The organism is Arthrobacter sp. NPDC056691 (assembly GCF_042791415.1).
Lineage (GTDB): Bacteria > Actinomycetota > Actinomycetes > Actinomycetales > Micrococcaceae > Arthrobacter.
The window spans coordinates 151,767-175,071 of record NZ_JBHTXX010000007.1 but is presented as its reverse complement, the minus strand read 5'-3'; the positions used below and the strand labels follow the sequence as shown (position 1 = coordinate 175,071).

The window sequence follows — 23,305 nt, the reverse complement described above, 5'->3', positions numbered from 1 at the left end:
CCTTTCCTAACTGTTCCCGAAAATATCCTGGTAGGCCGTAGCCAGCCGCAAGGGGTCATGGACCGGTCGCCGGCCCGAAGCCCCTACTCTACCCAAGACAACCTCGGCGCCGATCATCCCCGCTGCCCGCTCAAACTCGGCCAGGTCCGAAACCGAAGCCGGGTCCGCGAGCACCACGTCGGCACTGAACTCCGGGGCGTAGTCGCGCAGGACATGAAGGTGGTCGGCGGCGGACATGCCGGACGTTTCCTTGGTGTCCATGGCCAGGTTCATGGTGAGGCAGCGCTTGGCAGGCGTATCGCAGAGCGCCTGCCGCATTTCCGGCAGCAGCAGATGCGGGAGCACGGACGTGTACCAGGAACCGGGACCCAGCACCACCCAGTCAGCAAGCTCGACGGCGGTCAGGGCCTCAACACAGGCCGGAGCCTGCTCGGGAAGCAGACGGACGCTCTCCAGCGAGCCCGCCACCGCACAGCGTGCCTGACCGGTGATGGTGGTGACCGTGCTGCTGCCGTCCGGGGCCGTCACGCGTACGTCGCCCTCGATGGTGAGCGGAACGGTGGACATGGGCAGCACCTGTCCGCGGGCACCGAGCAAGGCGCCCGCCCATTTCAGGCCGGCCACCGCGTCCCCGAGCAGTTCCCAGAGGGTGACGATCAGCAGGTTGCCCATGGCGTGTTCATCCAGCGAGGCGCCGCCGCGGGCGGACCGGAACCGGTGCTGCATGACGTCGCGCCAGGTGCGGCCCCAGTCAGTGTCGTCGCACAGGGCGGACAGCGCCATCCGGAGATCACCGGGCGGAAGGACGCCGTACTCCTCCCGGAGACGGCCGGAAGACCCGCCGTCGTCCGCCACGGTGACCACCGCTGTCAGTTCGGACGTAAGCAGCCGCAGCGCCGAGAGGGAGGCCGAAAGGCCATGGCCGCCGCCGAGCGCGACGACGGTGGGCCCCTTGGCCTGTTGGGAACCGGTCAGGCCGGCCGGCGGAATCAGGGGCAACGGGCCGGTAAGAACGCCCATTACTCGCGGCCCAGGTCCCGGTGCGTCGTGGTCACGGTAACCCGCGGATACTGCGCGAGCCGTTTGGACAGCTCCATGGCGACCGCCACCGAGCGGTGCTTTCCGCCCGTGCATCCGACGGCAATGGTGGCGTAGTGCTTGTTTTCCCGGCGGTAGCCCTCCAGGACAGGCTCGAGGGCGAGGACGTAGCGTTCCACGAAGTTCGGCACGCCTTCGGCTCCAAGGACGTACTCGCTGACGTCCTGGTCCAGGCCGGTGTGCGGCCGGAGCGCGGGCACCCAGTGCGGGTTCGGGATGAACCTGACGTCGGCCACGTAGTTGGCGTCCACGGGCAGGCCGTACTTGAAGCCAAAGCTCATGATGTTCAGGCGGATCGCGATGGGTCCGGTTTCGGTGAACAGCTCGGTGATCGCAGTGGCGAGCCCGTGCACGTTGAGGGACGAGGTGTCCAGGACAAGGTCGGAGGAGTCGCGCAGCTCCTTGAGGAGTTCACGTTCCGCGGCGATGCCGTCGAGGATCCTGCCGCCGCCCTGCAGCGGGTGCGGGCGCCGGCCCTGCTCGAAGCGGCGGACCAGGACGTCGTCGCTGGCGTCAAGGAACAGTACCCGGAAGGTGACGCCGCTGACTTCGAGGGCCCGCAGTGCCGCGCGGATGTCCGCGAACAGCGCCTTGCTGCGCACGTCCATCACCACGGCAAGCTTGGGGATGGACTGGGGGGCGTGGGACACGAGTTCGGCCAGCGTCCCGAGCATCTGCGGCGGAAGGTTCTCGACGACGTACCAGCCGTGGTCCTCCAGCGCATCGGAGGCGGTGCTGCGGCCTGCGCCGGACATTCCGGTCACGATGAGCAGTTCCGCTTCGGCGGGCTTGACCGGTGTCAGGCCGTCCTCTTCCGTGCTGGACTCCGCCGTCGACTCTGCCATTGATTCCAGCCTCATTCCTGCTGTGGCCTCCCGCGCGCGGTTGCTGCGCGGTAGCCGTTTGCTAGTGTTTGCGGCACACGCCGATTTCCCGTACTTACCCTAACCAAGTTTCCGGGCCCGGGCTAAGTTTCCAGCACTTCCCCGGTGGTCATGTTGATCGCCGGAACGGAGTCGCCCGAGTCGCCGCCGGCTCCGCCCGGGCTGAAGTGCGTCACGATGGCAGCGGCCAGAGCCGGCCCGACCCCCTTGGCGGCTGTCAGTTCCTCCGCCGATGCCGCCTTGATCTTCTTGAGGGAACCAAAGTGGGCGAGCAGGGCCTTCCGCTTGGAATCGCCCAGCCCGGGCACGCCGTCGAGGACCGAGACGGTCATCGCCTTGCCGCGCTTTTGCCGGTGGAACGAGATGGCGAACCGGTGGGCCTCGTCGCGGATACGCTGCAGCATGTAGAGGCCCTGCGAGGAGCGGGGAAGGATGACCGGGAAGTCGCTGTCCGGCAGCCAGACCTCCTCGAGGCGCTTGGCGAGCCCAACAACGTAGACGTCGTCGACGCCCAGTGATTCGAGGGCCCTGGCGGCCGCGTTGACCTGGGGCTGGCCGCCGTCCACCACCACGAGGTTGGGCGGGTAGGCGAATTTCGTGCGCGGCGCCGGCGTGGTGGTGTCGGACAGCGCGGCCTCTGCCAACGCTGCGTCTGCAGGGATAGCACCGTTCGCGCCGGCGGTACCGTTGGAGGCCGGCGTCGCGACCAGTTCGGCGGCTTCGACCTGGGCCGTCTTGTCCACGAGGTAGTGCCGGAAGCGCCGCGTCAGGACGTCGTGCATCGCAGCGGTGTCGTCCGTGGCCGCCGCCCCGGTGATGGAGAACTTCCGGTAGTCCGACTTCTTGGGGAGGCCGTCCTCCACCACCACCATCGAGGCCACCACGTTGGTGCCCTGGACGTGGGAGACGTCGTAGCATTCAATGCGCAGCAGCGGCACGGGGAGTTCCAGCGCCTCCTGGAGTTCCTGCAGCGCCTGCGACCGGACGGTCAGGTCGCCGGCCCGCCGGGTCTTGTGGAGCCGGAGCGCGTGCTCGGCGTTCTCGCGGACCGTGGACATGAGGGCGGCCTTGTCGCCGCGCTGCGGAACCCGGATGTCCACTTTGGCCCCGCGGATGCCGCCGAGCCACTCGGCCAGGTCCTCCACGTTGCTCGGCTCGACAGGCACCAGGACCTCGCGCGGAAGCCGGCCCTGGACCTCGGCGTCCTCGCCGTAGACCTGCTGGAGGAGGTGTTCGACGAGGTCGGGGGTGGTGAAGTCCTCCACCTTTTCGACTACCCAGCCGCGCTGGCCGCGGACCCGTCCGCCCCGGACGTGGAACACCTGGACGGCCGCTTCGAGTTCGTCCTCGTGCAGGGCGAAAACGTCGGCGTCGGTGTCTTCGGCGAGCACCACGGCGTTGCGCTCGAAGACCTTGCGAAGGGCGGTGATGTCGTCGCGCAGCCGCGCAGCGCGTTCATAGTCCAGGACGGCGACGGCGGCACCCATCTCCTTTTCGAGCCGCGAGATGAACCGCTTGGCCTCGCCTCCCATGAACGCGCAGAAGTCCTCGGCCAAGGCGCGGTGTTCCTCGGGCGTGACGCGGCCGACGCAGGGGGCCGAGCATTTGTCGATGTAGCCCAGCAGGCAGGGCCGGCCGCTGGCCTGGGCACGCTTCAGGACGCCCGCGCTGCAGCTCCGCACGGGAAAGACCCGCAGCAGGGTGTCCATGGTTTCCCGGATGGCACCGGCCGTGTAGGGGCCGAAGTACCGGGTGCCTTTCCGCCGCTCGCCGCGCATGACCTGCACGCGGGGCAGTTTCTCGCCCATGGTGACGGCGAGGTACGGATAGGTCTTGTCGTCGCGGAAAACCACGTTGAACCGCGGCTTGAATTCCTTGATCCAGGTGTATTCCAGCTGGAGGGATTCCAGCTCGCTGCCCACAACAGTCCACTCGACGCTGCTGGCCGCATACACCATGGCGTGGGTCTTGGGCAGCAGTCCTGCCGGGTTCGCGAAATACGAGTTCAGGCGCGACCGGAGGTTCTTGGCCTTGCCGACATAGATGACCCGCCCATGGGGATCCCTGAACCTGTAAACGCCCGGATTGGTCGGAATCTCACCCGTCTGGGGTCTATAACTCGATGGATCTGCCACGTTTCCAGTCTACTGAGCTGAGGGGCTGCGGATTGCCGTTTGGCTTCCTGAGGGACCGGCCGGGCCGCCGCGAGAACAACCGGCCTACTCGATGACCTTGCTCTGGTTGTAGCTGGTGGAGCGCTCCTGGCCGCTGAGCTCGGCGATGGCGTCCATGATCCGGTCGGTTACCTGGCGGCGCGCGGGAAGCGAATGGTCCGGCCCGGTCTTGTCGAAGTAGATCGGCTCCCCCACCTTCATGGTGAAGTGCTGGGGCTTAACGGCGTTGCGGCCGGCGGGCTGCAGCTTCTCTGTGCCGATCAGTCCCACCGGGATCACCGGTGCGCCGGTGGTGAGGGCCAGCCAGCCGACGCCGGTCCGGCCGCGGTACAGGATTCCGTCACGGGACCGCGTTCCCTCGGGGTAGATGCCAATGCCCCTGCCGTCTTCGAGGATATCCAGGAGCGTCTTGAGGGCCTGCACGCTCGCGGCCTGCTCACCGCGCTCGACCGGAATGGAGCCGACGGCCGTGAAGAAGGACTTCATCACGCGCCCCTTGAAGCCCTTGGTGGTGAAGTATTCCGCCTTGGCGAAGAACGCCACAGGACGGGGCATGAGCGCCTGGACAATCACGCTGTCCAGAAAGGAGAGGTGGTTGGGCGCCACAATGAACGGCCCGCTCTTGGGCACGTTCTCCAGCCCAATGACTGTTGGCCGGCAACTGCCGGAGATGAGGGTCCGCGTGGTCCAGCGGACGCCGTCAAACAGCTCCATCGTTACGCACCTCGCTCAGGGCTGCGGCACGGACGTTCTCCAGCTCCTCGACCTTGGCGCGCAGGCCGGCGGTATCGTGCACGACGGCCACAGCTCCCGCTGCCTCCAGTTCGCCGTCGGGCGCAAAACCCCAGCTGACGCCGACGCAGTCGAGTCCGTTGGCCAATGCCCCGGCCACATCCTGCGCGCGGTCGCCCACCATCACCGCGTGCTGCGTGCGGAGGTCGGTCATGGCAGCGGCAATGATCCCGGTCTTGCCGACCGGGCCCGCCGCAGCCGCGGTCTCGTCCGCGGCTGATCCCCTGATAGCGCGGAACCGTCCGGCGATCTTGTGGTGCTGAAGCACCAGTTGGGCAAGGCCTTCTGGCTTCTGTGTTGCCACCGCTACGGGCCGCCCAGCCTCTACGTAGGCGTCCAACAGGTCGACGATGCCCGGGTACAGGCGGCTCTGGGAAATGCCAACGTCCAGGTAATGCATCCGGTAGGTCCGGATGACCGCCCTGAGCATGGCCGGCGGTACAGCGGCGACGTTCAGCAGGGAGTCGCTCAGCTTGGGACCCACCATCGCTTCTAGAAGGTCCTGGCTGGGGACAGCAAGGCCATGTTCCGTGAGGGCCGCGGCAATTCCGTCTGTTATCCCGCCGGCCGGATCGACAAGAGTGCCGTCCAGGTCGAAGATCACGGGCACTGTTGTTGAAGTCACCGGCTTAGTTTCTCACGATGGCACGCCTGCTCAAACTCGTATGCCGTCCGAGGAATACTTCTGCCCGTATGGAGGAGTTTTTGTCCACGTATCGCGACTTCCGAGGCATTTAGCGGCCAATATCTGGACAAAAACTCCAAACTGGCGGAGGACGACGGCGGCCCGCCAGTTAATCTGGCGGGCCGCCGTGGCGCTGTGGGTCCTCGTGTTGGGTCGTCGTGTTGGGTCGTCGTGTTGGGTTCCGCGTTGTGGGCCGTGGCGTGGTGGCCGGGCGCCCCTAGCCGAGGATTTCGGCCAGGAACTTCGCGGTGTAGCTTTCCGAGGACTTGGAGACCTGCTCGGGGGTGCCTGTGGCGATGATCCGGCCGCCGCCGGAGCCGCCGTCCGGGCCGAGGTCCACGATCCAGTCGGCGCTCTTGATGACGTCGAGGTTGTGTTCGATGGTGATGACCGTGTTGCCCTTCTCCACCAGGCCCTGCAGCACCATGAGCAGCTTCCTGATGTCCTCGAAGTGAAGTCCGGTGGTGGGCTCGTCCAGGACGTAGACGCTGCGCCCGTTGGACCGCTTCTGAAGTTCGGCCGCGAGCTTCACGCGCTGCGCCTCACCGCCGGACAGCGTGGTGGCGGGCTGCCCGAGCCGGACGTAGCCGAGGCCGACATCCACGAGAGTCTTGAGGTGGCGCGCAATCGGGGAGAAAGCGGCGAAGAACTCGGCGCCCTCCTCGATGGGCATGTTCAGCACGTCGGCGATGGTCTTGCCCTTGTAGTGCACCTCAAGGGTCTCGCGGTTGTAGCGCGCACCGTGGCAGACCTCGCACGGCACATAGACGTCCGGCAGGAAGTTCATCTCGATCTTCAGTGTGCCGTCACCGGAGCAGGCTTCGCAGCGCCCGCCCTTGACGTTGAACGAGAACCGTCCGGGCAGGTAGCCGCGGACCTTGGCCTCGGTGGTCTCGGCGAAGAGCTTCCGGATGTGGTCGAACACGCCGGTATAGGTCGCGGGGTTGGAGCGCGGCGTGCGGCCGATCGGGCTCTGGTCCACGTGCACCACCTTGTCCAGGTGCTCGAGGCCCTGGACTGTGCGGTGGCGCCCCGCCACCTGCTTGGCGCCGTTGAGCTTGTTGGCCAGCACCTTGTACAGGATTTCGTTCACCAGCGTGGATTTGCCGGAGCCGCTGACACCGGTCACCGCGGTGAACAGGCCCAGCGGGAACGCGGCATCTACGTTGACGAGGTTGTTCTCGCGGGCGCCAACCACCTTCAGCTCGCGCTTCTTGTCGTACTTGCGGCGCTTCTTGGGGACGTCGATGCTCTTCCTGCCGGAGAGGTAGTCGCCGGTGAGGGACTTCGTGTTCGCCAGGAGTTCCTTGTAGGACCCGGAATGGACCACCTGTCCGCCGTGCTCGCCGGCTCCCGGGCCGATGTCCACGATCCAGTCCGCTTCATGGATGGTGTCCTCATCGTGTTCGACCACGATGAGGGTGTTGCCCAGGTCCCGCAGCCGGGTCAGAGTCTCGATCAGGCGCCGGTTGTCCCGCTGGTGCAGCCCGATGGAGGGCTCGTCCAGGACGTAGAGGACGCCCACGAGGCCGGAACCGATCTGGGTGGCAAGCCTGATGCGCTGGGCTTCGCCGCCGGACAGGGTGCCGGAGGGGCGCTCCAGGTTCAGGTACTCAAGGCCCACGTCCAGCAGGAAGGTCAGGCGGGCCTGGATCTCCTTGAGGACCTGGTGGGCGATTTGCGCCTCACGGCCGGTCAGCACGAGGTTGTCCAGGAATGCTGCGCATTCACGCATGGGGAGCCGAGCGACGTCGGCAATGGACTTGCCGTTGATGAGAACCGAAAGCGACGCCGGGTTCAGCCGGGCGCCGTCGCAGGCGGGGCAGGGGATCTGCCGCATGTACTCCTCATAGCGGTCCCTGGCGTAGTCGGACTCGGTTTCGGTGTGCTTGCGGTGCACGTACTGCACCACGCCCTCGAAACCCGTGCTGTACTTGCGCTCCCGGCCGAAACGGTTGCGGTACTGCACCACGACCTTGTGGTCCTTGCCGTGCAGGACAGTCTGACGGACGTCGGAGGAAAGGTCCTGCCACGGCGTGGTCATGGAGAACCCGAGCTCCTTGGCGAGCCCGCCGAGCAGCCGGTTCCAGTACTCGGTGGTTGCCGTGCCCAGGGACCACGGCGCAATGGCCCCGTCCTCCAGCGCCAGCTCCGGGTTGGGGATGATCAGGTCCTCGTCGACTTCCAGCCGGGTCCCGATGCCGCTGCAGGCCGAGCAGGCACCGAAGGGGTTGTTGAACGAGAAGGACCTGGGCTCGATCTCATCGATGGCCAGCGGGTGCTCGTTGGGGCACGCCAGGTTTTCCGAGAAGGCACGCGTGCGGAGGGGATCGTCGGCCTCAAGGTCGACGAAGTCGGCCAGGACGCGTCCCTCGGCGAGGACAAGAGCCGTTTCGATGGAGTCGGTCAACCGCTGGCGGATGCCTTCCTTGACCACGAGCCGGTCCACCACCACCTCGATGGTGTGCTTGAACTGCTTGCCCAGCTTGGGCGGATCGCTCAGCTGGATGAGGTCGCCGTCGACGCGGGCGCGGGAATAGCCCTTGGCCGTCAGCTCCTTGAAAAGGTCGACAAATTCACCCTTGCGGCCGCGCACCACCGGAGCGAGGATCTGGAATCGGGTGCCGTCCTCCAGCTCGAGCAGCTGGTCCACGATCTGCTGCGGGGTCTGCTTGATGACGGGTTCACCGCAGACGGGACAGTGCGGGCGGCCTACGCGCGCCCACAGGAGACGCATGTAGTCGTAAATCTCGGTGATGGTGCCCACGGTGGAGCGCGGGTTCTTGCTGGTGGACTTCTGGTCGATCGAGACCGCCGGCGACAGGCCCTCGATGAAGTCGACGTCGGGCTTGTCCACCTGGCCCAGGAACTGCCGGGCGTAGGCGGAGAGCGATTCCACGTAGCGGCGCTGGCCCTCGGCGAAGATGGTGTCGAAGGCGAGGGACGACTTTCCGGAGCCGGACAGGCCCGTGAAGACGATCATGGCGTCGCGCGGCAGGTCGAGGTCGACGTTGCGGAGGTTGTGCTCGCGGGCGCCCTTGACCACCAGCCGGGAAAGGTCCGGGCGCGCCGGTTTGGCGGGGCTCAGGGGGACGACGGCGGAGGGGGCAACAGCGGTTTCTTCAGCTACGGCTTTAGGCACCCACTAATGCTAGTCGAAAACTTCTTCGAATATCCACGCGGGTGTGCTGCGCCACCTTCGTTACTCGGCGTCGTAGGCGGCCGCCAGCAGATGGACGGCCTGGGCAAACGTTGCGCCCTGCGACTTGGCGGCTGCGGCATAATCTGCTGCGGCCCCGGACAATGCGCCCCAGCGCTCGTCGCGGGCGGAGACCACCGTCCCGTTGCGGCCCTTGGTGGCGACGACGCCCGCGGCTTCGAGCTCCTTGTATGCGCGTGCGACGGTGTGGGGTGCGACGCCGAGGGTTCCGGCGAGAGCCCGAACTGCCGGCAGCCGCGTGCCGGGGGCAAGCTTGCCCTGGTCCGCCTGTTCGATCACGTGGAGCCGCAGCTGCTCAAACAGGGCCACGGAGCTGCCGGTGTTCGGCTTCCACTGCCCCGGGAACCCATCGGCGGCGGTCACAGGCCGGACTCCCGGTAGCGCTGCTGGCCGGCGGCGTGCCTGCCGTGGTGCCGGCGGATGGCGCCGAGTTCGCGGTCCACGCCCCGGAACTGGGCCTCATACAGGTGCCTGTATTGGCCGTCCACGGACAGCAGGCTGCTGTGCGTCCCTTGTTCAACAATGCGTCCGTGATCCATGACGAGAATTAGATCAGCGTCGCGCACCGTGGACAACCTGTGGGCAATGATGAAGCTCGTCTTACCCTGCCTCAGCCGGTTCATGGCGAGCTTGATCTGCACCTCGGTCCGGGTGTCCACGGAGCTTGTTGCCTCGTCCAGGATCAGGACGCTGCGGTCGGCCAGCCGTGCCCGGGCGATGGTTATCAGTTGCCGCTGACCCTGGCTCAGCGAATCGCCGTCGTCCCCCAGGACCGTGGCGTAGCCGGCCGGCAGCGACCGCACAAAGTGGTCCACGTGGCTGGCCTCGGCGGCTGCCAGGACCCGGTCATCATCCGCCCCGGGCCAGCCGTATTCGATGTTGTCGCGGACCGTGCCGCTGAACAGCCAGACGTCCTGCATGACCACGGCGAAGTTGGACCGCAAGGAGTCCACGGGCACCGTGGCTATGTCCGTGCCGTCGATCGTGATGCGGCCCGAATCCAGTTCATAGAAGCGCATGAGGAGGTTCACCACCGTGGTCTTGCCGGCACCGGTGTGCCCGACGATGGCCACGGTCTGGCCGGGCAGGACGGAGAACGACAGCCCGCTGACGGCCGGTGCCCCTGGCGTGTAGGCGAAGCTGACGTCCTCGAAGTCAATCCGGCCCCGCAGGTTCTCCCGCTGGGCCGGAACCCCGTCCTCGCGCGGGATCTCAGGCTCGTCGAGCAGGGCGAAGACCCGCTCCGCGGAGGCCGCACAGGACTGCATCAGGGTGAGCATGCCGCCGATCTGCCCCATCGGCTGGGTGAACAGGCGGCTGAACTGGATGAACGCCTGGATGCCGCCGATGGTCATGGTTCCCGCTGCTACCTGCAGTGCGCCCACGACGGCCACCGCCACATAATTGATGTTGGCGACGAAGACCATCAGCGGCTGCACGGCCCCGGATACGAACTGGGCACGAGCGCTGGCGCGGGCCAGCCGGTCGTTGCCGTGGCCGAAGATGGCCGAGGCCGTGTCCTGCTGCCCGAACGCCTTAATCACCTCGTGTCCGGTGATGAATTCCTCGATGTGGGCGTTCAGCTCGCCGGTGGAGGCCCACTGGGCCGCGAAATAGGTCCGGGACTCCCGCGCCATGAACACCGTTATCAGCGTGGAGATGGGAACGGAAACGAGGGCGATGGCTGCCAGCAGCGGCGAGATCCACAGCATCATGGCCAGCGAACCGCACAGCATCAGAACGGACATGATCAGTTGTGTGAGCAGTTGGTTGAGTGCCTGGGAGATGTTGTCGACGTCGTTGGTGGCACGGCTAAGGACGTCACCCCGGGCCTGCTCGTGGAAGTGCGAAGACGGCAGCCGGTGCAGCTTGTCCTCGACGGCGGCGCGGAGGCCGAAGACCAGCCGCTGCACCGCCTGGGCGGTCAGGGCTCCCTGGACCCAGTTGAAGACGGACGTCCCGACGTACATCAGGGACACTGCGGACAGCAGCGCGGCGAGCTTGCCGGCGTCGAACGTGCCGTGCATGAAACCTTCGACGACGACGTCGGTGGCGTCACCGAGGAGCTTGGGAGCCGCCACGTTGAGGGCGGCGAAGCCGCATGTCGCCGCGACGGCCAGGGCCATCCTGCCCTTGGATGGCCGAAGCAGGCCCAGGAGCCGCTTGGCCGCCGGCAGGAAACTGCCGGTGGTGCGTCTGGCTGCGTGTGTGCCCTTCATGCCGGCCCGCCGCTCACGGCTGTTCGTCCAGGGCCAGCTGGGACTCGGCGATCTCCCGGTAGGTGGGCGACGATGCCAGCAGTTCGGCGTGGGTTCCGTGGGCCACCAGCCGGCCTTCCTCCAGCACCAAAATCTGGTCGGCGCCCATGATGGTGGGAATGCGTTCGGCCACCATGAGCACCGTGGCCGTCTCCAGTGCAGGCGCCAGTGCCTGCCGGACCGCGGCTTCGGTGGCATAGTCCAGGGCGGAAAAACTGTCGTCGAAGAGGTACAGGTCCGCAGTGCGGAGCATGGCGCGGGCGATGCAGAGCCGCTGCCGCTGCCCGCCCGAGAGGCCGGCTCCGCCCTGGGCGACGGCTGCATGAAGGTTGTCCGGGAACTTCCGGACGAAGTCCTCGGCCTGCGCCAGCTGCAGGGCCTGCCACAGCTCGTCCTCGGTGGCTCCGGGCGCGGCCATCCGAAGGTTGCTCGCCACCGTGCCGGAGAACAGATGGGAATGCTGCGGTACCGCGGAAATCCGCTGGCGCACGCTGCCGGCGGGCAGGGTCCGGACGTCGGTCCCGCCCAGCCGGACCTCGCCGGAGGTGGCGTTCAGGAACCGCGGCAGCAGATTCAGCAGCGTGGTCTTGCCGCTGCCGGTGGCGCCGATGATGGCCGTGGTGGTGCCGGGGCGGGCAGAAAATGAGATGTCGGCCAGGACCGGGGACTCAGCCCCGGGATAGGCGAACCAGACATGGCTGAATGCCACTCCCCCGCCGTCCGGGGTTGCAGGCCCTGCCGGCTTCGCCAGTGCAGGCGCCGCCAGCGCCGGGGTCACGTCCAGCACGTCCTGGATGCGTTCCGCGCAGACGGCCGCGCGGGGTGCGGTGCTGAACACGTACATGGCCATCATGATGGCCAGCAGGATCTGGAGGATGTAGGCGATGAAGGCAGTCAGTGCGCCAACCTCCATGCCCCCGCTGCTGATCAGGTGCCCGCCGAACCACACCACTGCCACGGAGGAGAGGTTCACCACGATCATGATCATCGGCAGCATGCCGGCCACCAGGAGCGCGGACTGGAGGTTGTTCCGGGTCAGCCGCCGGTTGGCTTCGGCGAAACGGGCAACCTCATGCTTCTGCCGGACGAAGCCCCGGATGACGTTGGCGCCGATGATCTGTTCGCGGAGGATCCGGGTGATGCCATCGATGAGCGCCTGCCCCTGCCGGTAGAGCGGGATGAGCCGCCGCACGATCAGGTACATGATGAGCACCAGCACCGGGACGATGACAATCACGATGGAGGACAGGACCGCGTTCTGCTCGACGGCCAGGATAATTCCGCCGATGCCCATCACCGGCGCCGCGGCGAGCATGGTGAAGGCCAGGACCGCAAAAGTCTGGATCTGCTGGACGTCGTTGGTGGCCCTGGTAACCAGGCTGGGCGTGCCGAACGTCCCGATCTCCTGTGACGACATCGCCTGGACCTGGGAGAACAGCTCGCGTCTCAGACGGTGGCCAATCTTCATGGCGACGCCGGCGCCGAGGTACCCGGCACCCAGGGCGGCTGCGGCCTGCACGGCGGTGAGCACCAGCATCCAGCCCCCAAGCCCCAGGATCACCCCGGGCTGATTGGCCAGGATGCCGTCGTCGATGATGCTGGCGTTCAGCGTCGGCAGCAGCAGGTTTCCTGCCGTCTGCACCACCTGCAGCACGATGATCGCCCAGACTGCGGCCCGGTGCTCGCCGAGGAGGCGGAGCATTAAGCGAATCAGCACCGCGCCTCCTTCGTCGCCAGGGCGTACGGGAGCCTGGGCAGGCCCCCAAATAGCCGCTTGGCCATTGTAAGCCAGATCACATGGGACCGCGCGGGACAGTGCCCGCGCGGCGGGAGCGGCTGCCCTATAGCTTGCGGGCCACCGCGAAAATCCTGCGGAACGGGTACACCGTGCCGTGCTGCGTTGCCGGAAACGCCTCGGTGAGCCGGGCGCCGTATTCGGCTTCGAACTCGGCGGCGTCCTCCGGCGACAGCGCGGCCAGCACGGGCCGCAGGCCGGCGCCGCGCACCCAGTCCAGCACGGGGTTTTCGCCCGTGAGTACCTGCTGGTAGGTGGTCTCCCACGCGTCGGCGGCGCACCCGGCGTCGAGCATGATTTCCAGGTATCGCCCGGGCGGGGCCACGGCGTCATCGTGCCGCAGCAGGCCGGCGAGCTTGCCTGCCCACCTGGGTGACTCCGCGACGTCGCGCATCAGGGTGTGGGACGCGGAAGTGAAGTTGCCCGGCACCTGGAGGGCGAACCACGCGCCCGGCTTCAGGGCCTCGAGCCAGCCGGCCAGCAGTTCGGGGTGCCCGGGGACCCACTGCAGTGCCGCGTTGGTCACCACCACATCGGTGTCCGCGGAAGGCAGCCAGGAAGCGATGTCCCCGAGGCTGAACTCCAGCCCCGGCGCGGACTGCCGGTGTTGTTCGGCGGTGGCCAGCATCTCGGCGGAGGAATCCAGGCCGACCACCCGCGCGTCGGGCCAGCGGGCCGCGAGCGTGGCGGTCAGGTTGCCTGGGCCGCAGCCCAGGTCCACCACCTGCCGCGGGGCGTCCGCGAGGACGCGGCCGGTCAGGTCAAAGAACGGACGCTGCCGGTAGTCCCCGAACTGGACGTATTTGGCGGGATCCCACACATGGCCTCCGGTTGTTCGTTCGAGCTTGCCCATTGACGTTTTGTCCTGGCAGCGAGCCTAGCGCCGGGCACGCCTGAAAACGTTGAGGGACGCGCTGGCACTAAGCTGGAAGGCAATGAAACTCGTTGAACAGCTCCCCGCCCCGTCCGCACGGATCGCCACCGGAACCGGCGCGGACCCGGACACGCTGTACGAGCGCTTCGTGGAGTGGACCGAAAGCCGCGGCCTGCAGCTCTACCCGGCCCAGGACGAGGCGATCATGGAGCTGGCCTCCGGCGCCAACGTGATCCTCGCGACGCCCACCGGATCAGGCAAGTCCCTCGTCGCCATAGCCGCCCACTTCCAGGCGATGGCCCGCGGCGAACGCAGTTACTACACCGCGCCCATCAAGGCCCTGGTGTCCGAAAAGTTCTTTGCCCTCTGCGAGATCTTCGGTGCGGAGAATGTCGGCATGATCACCGGCGACTCCGGCGTGAACCAGGACGCGCCGATCATCTGCTGCACGGCAGAGATCCTGGCCAACACCGCCTTGCGCGAAGGCGCCGCGGCCGAGCTGGGCTCGGTCATCATGGATGAGTTCCATTTCTACTCCGATCCGCAGCGCGGCTGGGCGTGGCAGGTTCCGCTGCTGGAGCTTCCGCAGGCACAGTTCCTCCTGATGTCCGCCACGCTGGGCGACGTCAGCCGCTTCGAAGCCGGCATGACCGAGCTCACGGGACGGCCCACCACCACCGTCAGCTCGGCCGAGCGGCCCATTCCGCTGCACTATTACTACCGCGAGACACCGGTCCACGAGACGCTCGAAGAGCTGCTGGGCACCAGGGAGGTGCCGGTCTACGTCGTCCATTTCAGCCAGGCGGAAGCGATCGAGCGCGCCCAGACGCTCATGAGCATCAACGTGTGCACGCGTGAAGAGAAGGACAAAATCGCCGAGCTGATCGCGAACTTCCGCTTCGCGGCAGGCTTCGGCAAGACGCTGAACCGCCTGGTCCGGCACGGCATCGGCGTGCACCACGCGGGCATGCTGCCCAAGTACCGCCGGCTCGTGGAGCAGCTGGCCCAGGCCGGCCTGCTCAAGGTCATCTGCGGCACGGACACGCTGGGCGTGGGAATCAACGTGCCCATCCGCACCGTTGTGCTCACCGCACTGAGCAAGTACGACGGCGTACGCACCCGCCTGCTCAACTCCCGTGAGTTCCACCAGATTGCCGGGAGGGCCGGGAGGGCCGGCTACGATACGGCCGGCACCGTGGTGGTGCAGGCGCCCGAGCACGTGGTGGAGAACGTCAAGGCGATGGCCAGGGCCACCGCGAAGTTCGGCGACGACCAGCGGAAACTGCGCCAGGTGGTGAAGAAAAAGCCGCCTGAGGGGTTCGTGTCCTGGGGCCAGCCCACCTACAACCGCCTGGTGGAGTCCGTACCCGAGCCGCTGAACTCCAGTTTCACCGTCACCCATGCAATGCTCATGAACCTCATGGAGCGTCCGGGCGACCCGTTCGCCGCGGCCCGGCGCCTCCTCACCGAGAACCACGAAAACCGCCCCTCCCAGCTGCGGCTCATGAAGAAGGCCCTCGGGATCTACCGGGAGCTGCTCGCGGCCGAGGTTGTGGAGCGCATCCCGGCTGCGGAGCAGGGGGCGGACGGCCGGACGGTGCGCCTGACCGTCCACCTGCAGCCGAACTTCGCCCTGAACCAGCCGCTTTCCCCGTTTGCCTTGGCCGCGCTGGACCTGATGGATCCCGAGTCGCCGTCCTACGCCGCCGACGTGGTCTCCGTCATTGAAGCCACGCTGGAGAAGCCGCGGCAGATCCTTTCTGCGCAGCAGAAGAAGGCACGCGGCGAAGCCGTGGCCGCCATGAAGGCCGACGGCATCGAGTATGACCAACGGATGGCCATGCTTGATGAGGTGACGTATCCCCAACCGCTCGCGGAAATCCTGGGCGAGGCGTTCGAGGTCTACCGCAAGGCGGCTCCGTGGGTTGGCGACTTTGAACTGGCGCCCAAGTCGGTCATCCGGGACATGTACGAGCGCGCGATGAACTTCGGCGAGTTCGTGCAGTTCTACGGCCTTGCCCGCTCCGAGGGCATCGTGCTGCGGTACTTGGCGGACGGCTTCAAGGCACTCCGGCAGACAGTGCCGCAGGATGCGCTGCGGGAGGACCTCGAGGACCTGATCGCCTGGCTCGGCGAACTGGTGCGGCAGGTGGACTCCAGCCTGCTGGACGAATGGGAGGAACTGACCTCCGGTGCCGCCCCTACGCCGCACGACGCACCGCCTCCCCCGCCGCCGTCGCTCACGTCCAACATCCGGGCCTTCCGCGTCATGGTCCGGAACGAGATGTTCCGGCGCGTCGAGCTTTTTGCCGACGAGGACGCCACGGCCCTGGGCGAGCTCGACGGCGACGCCGGTTGGGATGCGGATCGCTGGGAAGACGTCCTGGACGACTACTTCGACGAGCACGACGACATCGGCACCGGCCCTGACGCGCGTGGCCCCGGGCTGCTCATCATCACCGAGGAACCCGGCATCTGGAAGGTTCGGCAGATCTTCGATGATCCGGCGGGCAACCACGACTGGGGAATCTCCGCGGAGGTGGATCTGGCCGCCTCGGACGAAACCGGCACTGCGGTGGTCCGGGTAACCGGGGCGAACCGGCTCTGACCGGGAGCCCGGGCTGTCAAGGGCCGGGGGGCTAGCCGGCCTGGGCCTCGTTTTCCAGCCCGTCCTGGCGGCCACTGATTCCGGAGCCACTGACTCCGGCGCCTTCCTCGGCCACAAGTTCGGCGGCGTCAATGGCACCGCCCAGGATCAGGGCGGTCAGGTCGGCCACGGCTTCCATATAGCTTCCGCGCTTGGGATTGTCCGCAAAGTCTTCGAGCCATTTCATGGCGACCCGTCCGACGAACTCCATGGTCCTTGTGTCATCGGCCATTGCGTTCTCCTAAGCTGAGGCTGGCTGACCCGTTCAGGCTATTTCGGCAAACTGAAACCTCCGTGTGAACGAGCAGTGTAATACCAAACACCGGGAGCCGTAAACGGCTTTCTCGGGGCGTACCTCAGCAGCTTCAGGACAAGACTTGCCCGGTCGGAGGAGAACCGCTCCCCCGACTCGGGATCAAGCCATGGCGCCGGGTCCTCCAGGGGCCCGGCAAGCTCCAGGACCGGCAAGGGCAGGGCGGGTGCCCCACCGGTCCCGGTGAGCAACAGGTCCGCCCTGGTGGCGGGGTCATGGTAGACCCGGCGCGGACGTTCCCGGGTAATTTCGTCGGGGCTGTGGCAGGTGTAGCCGGCCCAGTGGACAGGGCCTGTCTGGTTATCCGTGCCGGGCTGCATGCCCCGGCCGCCCTGCGGATGCGGGCCAGGTGTGGTGAGGGCCGCCGGGGCGTCCGCCGCCGTCGCGCCCGACGGCGGGGCGGACTTTACGTACTCCACCCACTGACCGTCGACCTCAACGTAGAGCAAATTCTGCTCGCCGCCCAGGAAATAGGCAGTGACGCCCGCCTGCACATTCGCTGCGGGATCCGTCGGGACTGGGGGCGGCATGCTGCTGCCTGTCGTCATCTCATGCATCTGACTAACCACCGTCGGTACCGGTTCCTGCTGCTTGGCGGTGGCCGTACTCAGGAACGCGCGGGTTCGGGCGACGGAAGACGGCGCTTCCATGGGCCTGACAGTTCCATCACCGTGGCACCGTCCTCCCGTGCCGGTGGGACCGGGCGCGTGACCTCCCGTGCGAATCTTCCCTGACCGTCGTCGCCCCTTCATGGCCCGCATCGGCGCTTGCCCGGTGGCGCGGGCCAGAGGAAACGGCCTGTGCCGGGAACGGAGCCGTTGCCGCCCGCTGCCGGGTCACGTCCCGGGCCGGGTTGCCCACGAACACGGTGTCCTCCGGAACTTCAGTTCCTTTCATCAGGAACGCATCGGCCCCGACCGCCGACCCATTGCGCATCGTCACGCCGTAGTGGATAAATGCCCGCACGCCAAGGGAGCACCGGTCGCCCAGGACCACGTAGCCGGACTTAAAGGTGCCGTCCTCCAGGGAATGGCCCTGGATGATGGACCTTTCGTTGAAGGCGCAGTCATCGCCGATGGTCACCAGTGTCTTCTCAGGCAGGTTGACACCGGCATCGTAGAGCCGCTTGCCAACCCGCACACCGAAAAGTCGCCAGATAAGGGGCTTGAAAGGAGTTCCGTTGAACGTCGCAGCCGCCATCATCTTCCACACCCGTTCGTGGTGCCAGAAATACGGTTGGTAGATGGAACAGTACTGCGGCTTCAGGCGGCGGAAACCAAGGACGAGGCCTTCCACCAGTCCAGCACAGAGGATACGGAACACCATAAAGCCAACAAATGCCAGGGATATCGCCAGCGCTCCAAGGACCATCTGACCGGCCACAGCAATGCCAGCGTCGATGGTGCCGACAAACAACATGAACCAGTTCTCGGCGAGGTAGAGCAGGATGGTCAGGATGTTATGCCGGTTTTTCGCCGGCAGGAGCCGGTTCTTGGCTTCTTCGGTCTTAAGGTGATCAAACTGGGCGTCGCGCTGGACAGACCGGGGAATCTCGAATGCCGGGGAGCCCAGCAGTCCCACGTCCGTCCGGACCGGACCGTCGATTGGAACCATCACCTTCGTGGCCAGAAGGCAGTTCTCCCCAATCCGGGCCCCCGCTGGAATGCAAATGTCATTTCCAAGGAAGTTGCGCCCGGGAACACGGACCCGTGAAAGGCGGAACGACGTGTTTGAAAAGTCGGCGTTCATCATGTTGAGGCCGTCCGAGACCATGGTTCCTGTCCCCACCGCACTGAGGAACGGGGATTCGTGGGCGACGCCGGGGCCAAAGTTTGAACCTGTCTGCTCCACTTTGCCGAGGTTGTAGCCCAATGCAAGCAGGTAGTGCACGATGTAGGAGCTGTCACCGAAAAGGATCAGGTACGCCCCGGCGTTGGAAATCCGGGAGATCATCCTCTGGATGGAGAAGTGCACGCCGTAGAGCGGGTAGACCTTGTCCGGCTTGAGGAAGAGATTGAGCAGCCGCGGAACGCTAATGACGAAGAGAAGCCCGACGATCAGCGTGCCTATGAACAGGACGAGCGTGGCGACGAATAGCTGGAAAAGCAGATTCGGGTCGTTCAGCTGCATATCCGCGATGTGCAGATAAGAAGGAAGGAAACCGGAAAACGCGAGGATGGCGGCCGGAACAAACACGACAAACCGGCTGACCAACTGGAAAACGCTATAAGTCACTCTCCGTCGGCTGGTGCATTTCGCTGCGGGGACCCGTCCGTAGCTGGTGCTGCTGGGAACGGCGGGGGAACCATGCCAGACCTGTCCGTCAGGGACAGCCTGCGATGTCTGCAAAGAGGAGGCATGGCCCAGTTGGGCGTCGTTCCCCATGGAGGTCCCAATATCCAGAACAGCGCTTTCGGAAACCAGGACATTGTTGCCCAGTGTCACCGGGCCGGTCTCTATGTAGCCGGTCCGAGCCCGGTAGCAAAGGAAGTAGGAGTTTTTTTGGATCACGGTGTTGTCGCCGATGGTGAGCAGGTCGGGGCACGCCGGTACCGCCCGGGCAAAAATGACCACGCCCTTGCCAATCTTTGCCCCGAGGAGGCGCAGATAGAGCACGTAGAGCGGCGAACCGGCGAACAGCACGAAGGGGTTTACCCGTGTTAAAGTCTTGATTGCCCAAAACCGCAGGTAGTCCATGCTCCACATCTGAATTTGCCGCGGCTTCCATCGCCCGATCAGAACCCACTTCAGAATGATCGGCGTCACCGCCAGCGCCGCGAATATGGCAGCCCCGAAGCCGACGCAACGCAGCCACGTGTCAAGCAGGTCGCGTCCGCCTGCTGTCCACTGCATGCCCACGACCAACAGCCAGGCGGCGTAGGTTGTGTAGCTCAGGTAAATGGCCAGCTGGATGATGCCGCAGCGAACGTATTGGAAACTGCCGGGCAACGGCAGCGGCAGCGCGGGCTCCGTCGCCACGTCAGGCCCGGCTCCTGCCGGCGCCATGGTGGCTTCCGGTTCAGCTGTTGTTTCCGCGGCTGTGAGCACACCTGCGAGCTGGCGGACAGTCGGGTTCCGGTAAATGTCCTGCATGGCGGGCGGCATCAGGTCGGTGTTGTTTCTGACACGGGCGCAAAAATGGGCCATCAGCAGGGAATTGGCACCCAGATCACTGAAGAAATGCGCGTCGGCGGAGACACGGGCAAGACCCAGGATCGCGCCCAGTTGCTCAGCCAGCGAGGCTTCTGCAGGCGTTTCGGGGGCGGTATATGTGCCGGAGGCGGCCAGGCTAACGCGCTCGGACGGCCGCGGCAGCCGCTTCCGGTCAGCCTTGCCGCTGGCCATCGTCGGAATGGAGTCGAGCTGCTCATAGTAGGCCGGCACCATGTAGCCCGGCAGCCTGGTGCGGAGCATCTGATAGATGTCAGGTGCCTCGATGGTCCCGGCGTCGTGGCGTGGCGTGAAATAAGCCGCGAGTTCAACGAGCCCGGGTTCCGGTTCAAAGGTGTCCACGACTGCCTGGGCGATGCCCGGGAACTGCAAAAGGAACGACTCGATCTCCGCGAGTTCGATGCGGTAGCCGCGGATCTTGACCTGGGTGTCAATGCGGCCCAGGTACTCAATTTCCCCGGCCTTGTTAATTCTGCCCAGATCACCGGTGCGGTAGATCCTGCCCGATGGATTGTTGCTGATGTTGAGGAAGTCCGGAACAAAGGCCTTCTCTGTCAGGTCCGGGCGGTTGACATACCCCCGTGCCAGCCCGACGCCGGCAAGTCCGATCTCCCCTGACTCACCTCGCGGAAGCGAGCGGCCGTCGGCGGGATCCAGGATGACTGCAGAGTAGGTGGGAAGCGGGACGCCCAGGGAGACAGGACCGTCCGGGTCCACGAGGGCCCAGGTGGCCGTGACCGTTGCCTCCGTCGGGCCGTAGACATTCAGGAAGCGGCGTCCGGGAATGTGCCAGCGCGTCACCAGGTCCCGCGGGCAGGCTTCGCCGGAGACCAGGAGGAAACGCAGCTCGGGCAGGTCCTCGTCGATCGTGGCCAGCAGCGTGGGCACGCAGCACAGCGCGCTGATCCGCTCCGCCACCAGATAAGCCGCAAGGTCGGCGCCAAGAAGGGTGGTCCCGGTGGGTTTGGGCACCAGCGTTGCTCCGGCGAGCCAGGAAACCCAGATTTCCTCAACGGAGAAATCAAAGGCGATCGTCATGCCCTGGTAAACGCGGTCGGTAGGCTCGATCCCGTAGAGGGCGGAGGCCACCCGCACGAAGTTACAGATGCTTGCGTGCTCAATTGCCACGCCTTTCGGCCTGCCCGTCGACCCTGACGTGTAGATAATGTAGGCCAGCTCATCCTTCGTTCCGTACGGCAGGGATTCATCATCCATGCGGTCGGGGTCCTGGGCCTCCACATGTTCGCGGACGTCGTCCAGGCATAATGTCAAGGCGGCCACTTCCGGCAGCAGGTCCCGCAGGTGCGACAACGTTAGGACGGCGGTCACGTCGGCGTCCTCGACAATGTACTTGAGGCGGTCCGGCGGGAAGCCTGGATCCAGCGGCACGTAGGCTGCGTGGATCTTCAGCACGCCAAGCATCGAGACATAAGCGAAGGACGGCTGATCAAACAGCAGTGCTATCCGGTCCCCCGGCCGCGCGCCGGAGTCGAGCAGGTAGCGTGCCAGCTGATTGGCGCGCCGATCCAGCTCCGTGTAGGTAAGGACGGTGTCCTCGGCGTCGACGGCGAGCTGATCCGCCCGGCCCTGCTCGGTGTAGGCGTCGCAGCGGTCCTCAAACAGCTGGTTCAGCCGTTCGCCGCTGCTCCACCGCGCCACATGGTCGGGAAAGGCCGACGTCAGGACCGGCCCCTCCCCGTTCTGGCCTGACGTCAGGATTCCACGCAGCTCTGCGGGGCGGAGGCCGACGCGGCTCCGCGTCTTCACGTTTTTGGTCATTGTGCTGATTCCTTCACTGGAATTGGTCTCCTGCAGCCCGGCCTACGTTCGCCGTGTCAGCTGGGCGGGCGCGCTTCGTGAAGGGAGTTGAAGGCTGGCCAGGCCGGGCCGCGGGCCGCGGGCAACTGCGAGCCGCGTGCCCCCTGAAGTCTTCGCCGCAGCCGCGTCCGCGCTGAGGCCGAAGGCCGACCGGACTGCCCGGACGGCGTTCTCCAGTTGGTCGGCCCGGGTCAGTGCCCCGAGGCCGGTCTCCGAAATCTCGATGAGGTCCAGGTCCACCCGGGCCTTTGACAGTGCGGTGAAAAACGTTGAGAAGACTGCGGGCGACGACCTCATGCCGAGCCCGGACAGCATGACCTTGCCCGCTATGCCATTGTGCTGGAGCCCCTCGAAACCCAGATCGGCCTGCCGGGCGCGGAGCAGGGACAGGGCGCCGGCGGCCTGGGCGGCCGGCAGTGAAAAAACGACGTCGGCACGCCGGGCCGTGCCCGGCCTCTTCTCGACAATCGACTGGACGCCTATTCCCCGCTGGGAAAGGCTGCGGAAGAGGTCCGACACGCTGGCGGCGTCGTCGGGCAGTCCGGCAACGGTGATTTCCGCCAATGCCTCACATCCGGACACCTCGCTGATGACTGCCCGCTCCGGGGCGGGCCTTTGGAAGGGGCTGCGGTCAAGGCCGGGCAATATCAGGGTTCCCATCTCGTCGGTGAACGATGACCTGACATGGATGGGAAGGCCGAAGCGGCGGGCGTACTCTACGCTGCGCAGGTGCATGACCTTGCTGCCGCAGGCAGCGAATTCAAGCATTTCCTCGCTGGACAGGGCGGCGATCTTCCGCGCCGTCGGAACAATGCGGGGGTCCGCCGTGTAGACGCCTTCCACGTCCGTGTAAATTTCGCAGATGCCTGCTCCGAGGGCGGCGGCAAGGGCCACCGCTGTCAGGTCCGACCCGCCCCGTCCGAGCGTCGTCACCCGCCGGGCCTTTTGCGTCCTGCCCTGGAAGCCCGCCACGATCGGTACGGTGTCATGGTCAAGACAGGTCCGGATCCGTCCGGGCCGAACATCGGTAATGCGCGCCTTGCCGTGAACGCTGTCCGTTATCAGCCCGGCCTGGCTTCCGGTGAAAGTCCGCGCCGCTTGGCCGCAGTCCACCAGGGCCATCGCCAGCAGCGACGACGAGACGGCCTCACCCATACTGAGCAGGGAATCCAGCGCCCCTGGATTCGGCTTCTGGGCAACACCGGCTGCCAGTTCACACAGCTGGTCGGTGGTGTCGCCCATGGCGGACACCACCGCCACCACCTGGTATCCCGCCTCGCGTGTCTTGGCTATCCTGCGGGCGGCCCGGCAAATGCCGGCGGCGTCGGCTACTGATGAGCCGCCGAACTTCTGCACGATCAGCGAACCTCTGGGAACTGTAGGACCAGTGTCCGCATAAATGGAGCGGGTCCACTCGCTCCAGAGCGGTGCCCTGGCTGTGGCGTCGATAGGACTTCCAGGACGTGCAGATCCGAAGGAATCGGCATCTGCCGGACGTTCAAATGGCATGCTCATTGGATTTCCCGCGTTCCTTACGTCGTTGTACGGCGGTTTTTCCTGTTCAGGCACAATCGGG

At 66.1% G+C, this 23,305-nt stretch carries 15 protein-coding genes; 1 reads left to right on the top strand and 14 read right to left on the bottom strand.

Annotation, left to right across the window (positions count from 1 at the left end):
- Positions 1 to 6 precede the first annotated feature (6 nt).
- From yvcK to ACFRAU_RS08650, 10 genes are all read right to left on the bottom strand, one after another.
- Positions 7 to 1,020: a uridine diphosphate-N-acetylglucosamine-binding protein YvcK gene (yvcK, locus tag ACFRAU_RS08695; RefSeq protein ID WP_377996036.1), complete on the bottom strand. Its 1,014-nt coding sequence runs from the start codon at positions 1,018 to 1,020 to the stop codon at positions 7 to 9.
- A complete protein-coding gene (gene rapZ, locus ACFRAU_RS08690) occupies positions 1,020 to 1,943 on the bottom strand; it encodes an RNase adapter RapZ (protein ID WP_111902628.1) in 924 nt (307 codons plus the stop codon). The genes yvcK and rapZ overlap by 1 nt, the downstream gene beginning before the upstream one ends.
- A 122-nt stretch (positions 1,944 to 2,065) precedes the next feature.
- Positions 2,066 to 4,117, bottom strand: a complete 2,052-nt coding sequence (gene uvrC, locus ACFRAU_RS08685; protein ID WP_377999573.1) for an excinuclease ABC subunit UvrC — start codon at positions 4,115 to 4,117, stop codon at positions 2,066 to 2,068.
- Between the two features lie 84 nt (positions 4,118 to 4,201).
- Positions 4,202 to 4,870 (bottom strand): lysophospholipid acyltransferase family protein, encoded by a 669-nt coding sequence (locus ACFRAU_RS08680; RefSeq protein ID WP_377996033.1) that lies wholly within the window; start codon positions 4,868 to 4,870, stop codon positions 4,202 to 4,204.
- Positions 4,857 to 5,573, bottom strand: coding sequence for an HAD hydrolase-like protein (locus ACFRAU_RS08675; RefSeq protein WP_377999572.1), 717 nt, complete (start codon positions 5,571 to 5,573; stop codon positions 4,857 to 4,859). Before ACFRAU_RS08675 ends, ACFRAU_RS08680 begins: the two co-directional genes overlap by 14 nt.
- A gap of 277 nt (positions 5,574 to 5,850) precedes the next feature.
- Complete coding sequence (gene uvrA, locus ACFRAU_RS08670; protein WP_377999571.1) at positions 5,851 to 8,775, bottom strand: excinuclease ABC subunit UvrA; 2,925 nt, start codon at positions 8,773 to 8,775, stop codon at positions 5,851 to 5,853.
- A 60-nt stretch (positions 8,776 to 8,835) separates the two neighbouring features.
- Positions 8,836 to 9,216 (bottom strand): GntR family transcriptional regulator, encoded by a 381-nt coding sequence (locus tag ACFRAU_RS08665; RefSeq protein WP_377996030.1) that lies wholly within the window; start codon positions 9,214 to 9,216, stop codon positions 8,836 to 8,838.
- On the bottom strand, positions 9,213 to 11,072 hold the full coding sequence (locus ACFRAU_RS08660) for an ABC transporter ATP-binding protein (protein WP_377996029.1): 1,860 nt from the start codon (positions 11,070 to 11,072) through the stop codon (positions 9,213 to 9,215). The genes ACFRAU_RS08665 and ACFRAU_RS08660 overlap by 4 nt, the downstream gene beginning before the upstream one ends.
- Before the next feature lie 13 nt (positions 11,073 to 11,085).
- The gene (locus tag ACFRAU_RS08655; RefSeq protein WP_377999570.1) at positions 11,086 to 12,828 is read right to left on the bottom strand and encodes an ABC transporter ATP-binding protein; all 1,743 of its coding nucleotides are present in this window, start codon (positions 12,826 to 12,828) and stop codon (positions 11,086 to 11,088) included.
- 124 nt (positions 12,829 to 12,952) lie between these two features.
- On the bottom strand, positions 12,953 to 13,759 hold the full coding sequence (locus ACFRAU_RS08650) for a trans-aconitate 2-methyltransferase (RefSeq protein WP_377999569.1): 807 nt from the start codon (positions 13,757 to 13,759) through the stop codon (positions 12,953 to 12,955).
- An 82-nt stretch (positions 13,760 to 13,841) separates the two neighbouring features.
- Here ACFRAU_RS08650 and ACFRAU_RS08645 point away from each other — a divergent pair, with 82 nt between their 5' ends.
- The gene (locus ACFRAU_RS08645; RefSeq protein WP_377999568.1) at positions 13,842 to 16,388 is read left to right on the top strand and encodes a DEAD/DEAH box helicase; all 2,547 of its coding nucleotides are present in this window, start codon (positions 13,842 to 13,844) and stop codon (positions 16,386 to 16,388) included.
- Between the two features lie 31 nt (positions 16,389 to 16,419).
- Here the strand turns inward: ACFRAU_RS08645 and ACFRAU_RS08640 are convergent, their stop codons facing one another.
- The 4 genes from ACFRAU_RS08640 to ACFRAU_RS08625 all read right to left on the bottom strand — a co-directional run bounded on the left by ACFRAU_RS08640 (position 16,420) and on the right by ACFRAU_RS08625 (position 23,244).
- On the bottom strand, positions 16,420 to 16,659 hold the full coding sequence (locus ACFRAU_RS08640) for a hypothetical protein (RefSeq protein WP_377996025.1): 240 nt from the start codon (positions 16,657 to 16,659) through the stop codon (positions 16,420 to 16,422).
- A 38-nt stretch (positions 16,660 to 16,697) separates the two neighbouring features.
- Positions 16,698 to 17,270: a hypothetical protein gene (locus ACFRAU_RS08635; RefSeq protein WP_377999567.1), complete on the bottom strand. Its 573-nt coding sequence runs from the start codon at positions 17,268 to 17,270 to the stop codon at positions 16,698 to 16,700.
- Between the two features lie 136 nt (positions 17,271 to 17,406).
- Positions 17,407 to 21,690: a Pls/PosA family non-ribosomal peptide synthetase gene (locus tag ACFRAU_RS08630; protein ID WP_377999566.1), complete on the bottom strand. Its 4,284-nt coding sequence runs from the start codon at positions 21,688 to 21,690 to the stop codon at positions 17,407 to 17,409.
- 42 nt (positions 21,691 to 21,732) lie between these two features.
- The gene (locus ACFRAU_RS08625; protein WP_377999565.1) at positions 21,733 to 23,244 is read right to left on the bottom strand and encodes an aspartate kinase; all 1,512 of its coding nucleotides are present in this window, start codon (positions 23,242 to 23,244) and stop codon (positions 21,733 to 21,735) included.
- Positions 23,245 to 23,305 lie beyond the last annotated feature (61 nt).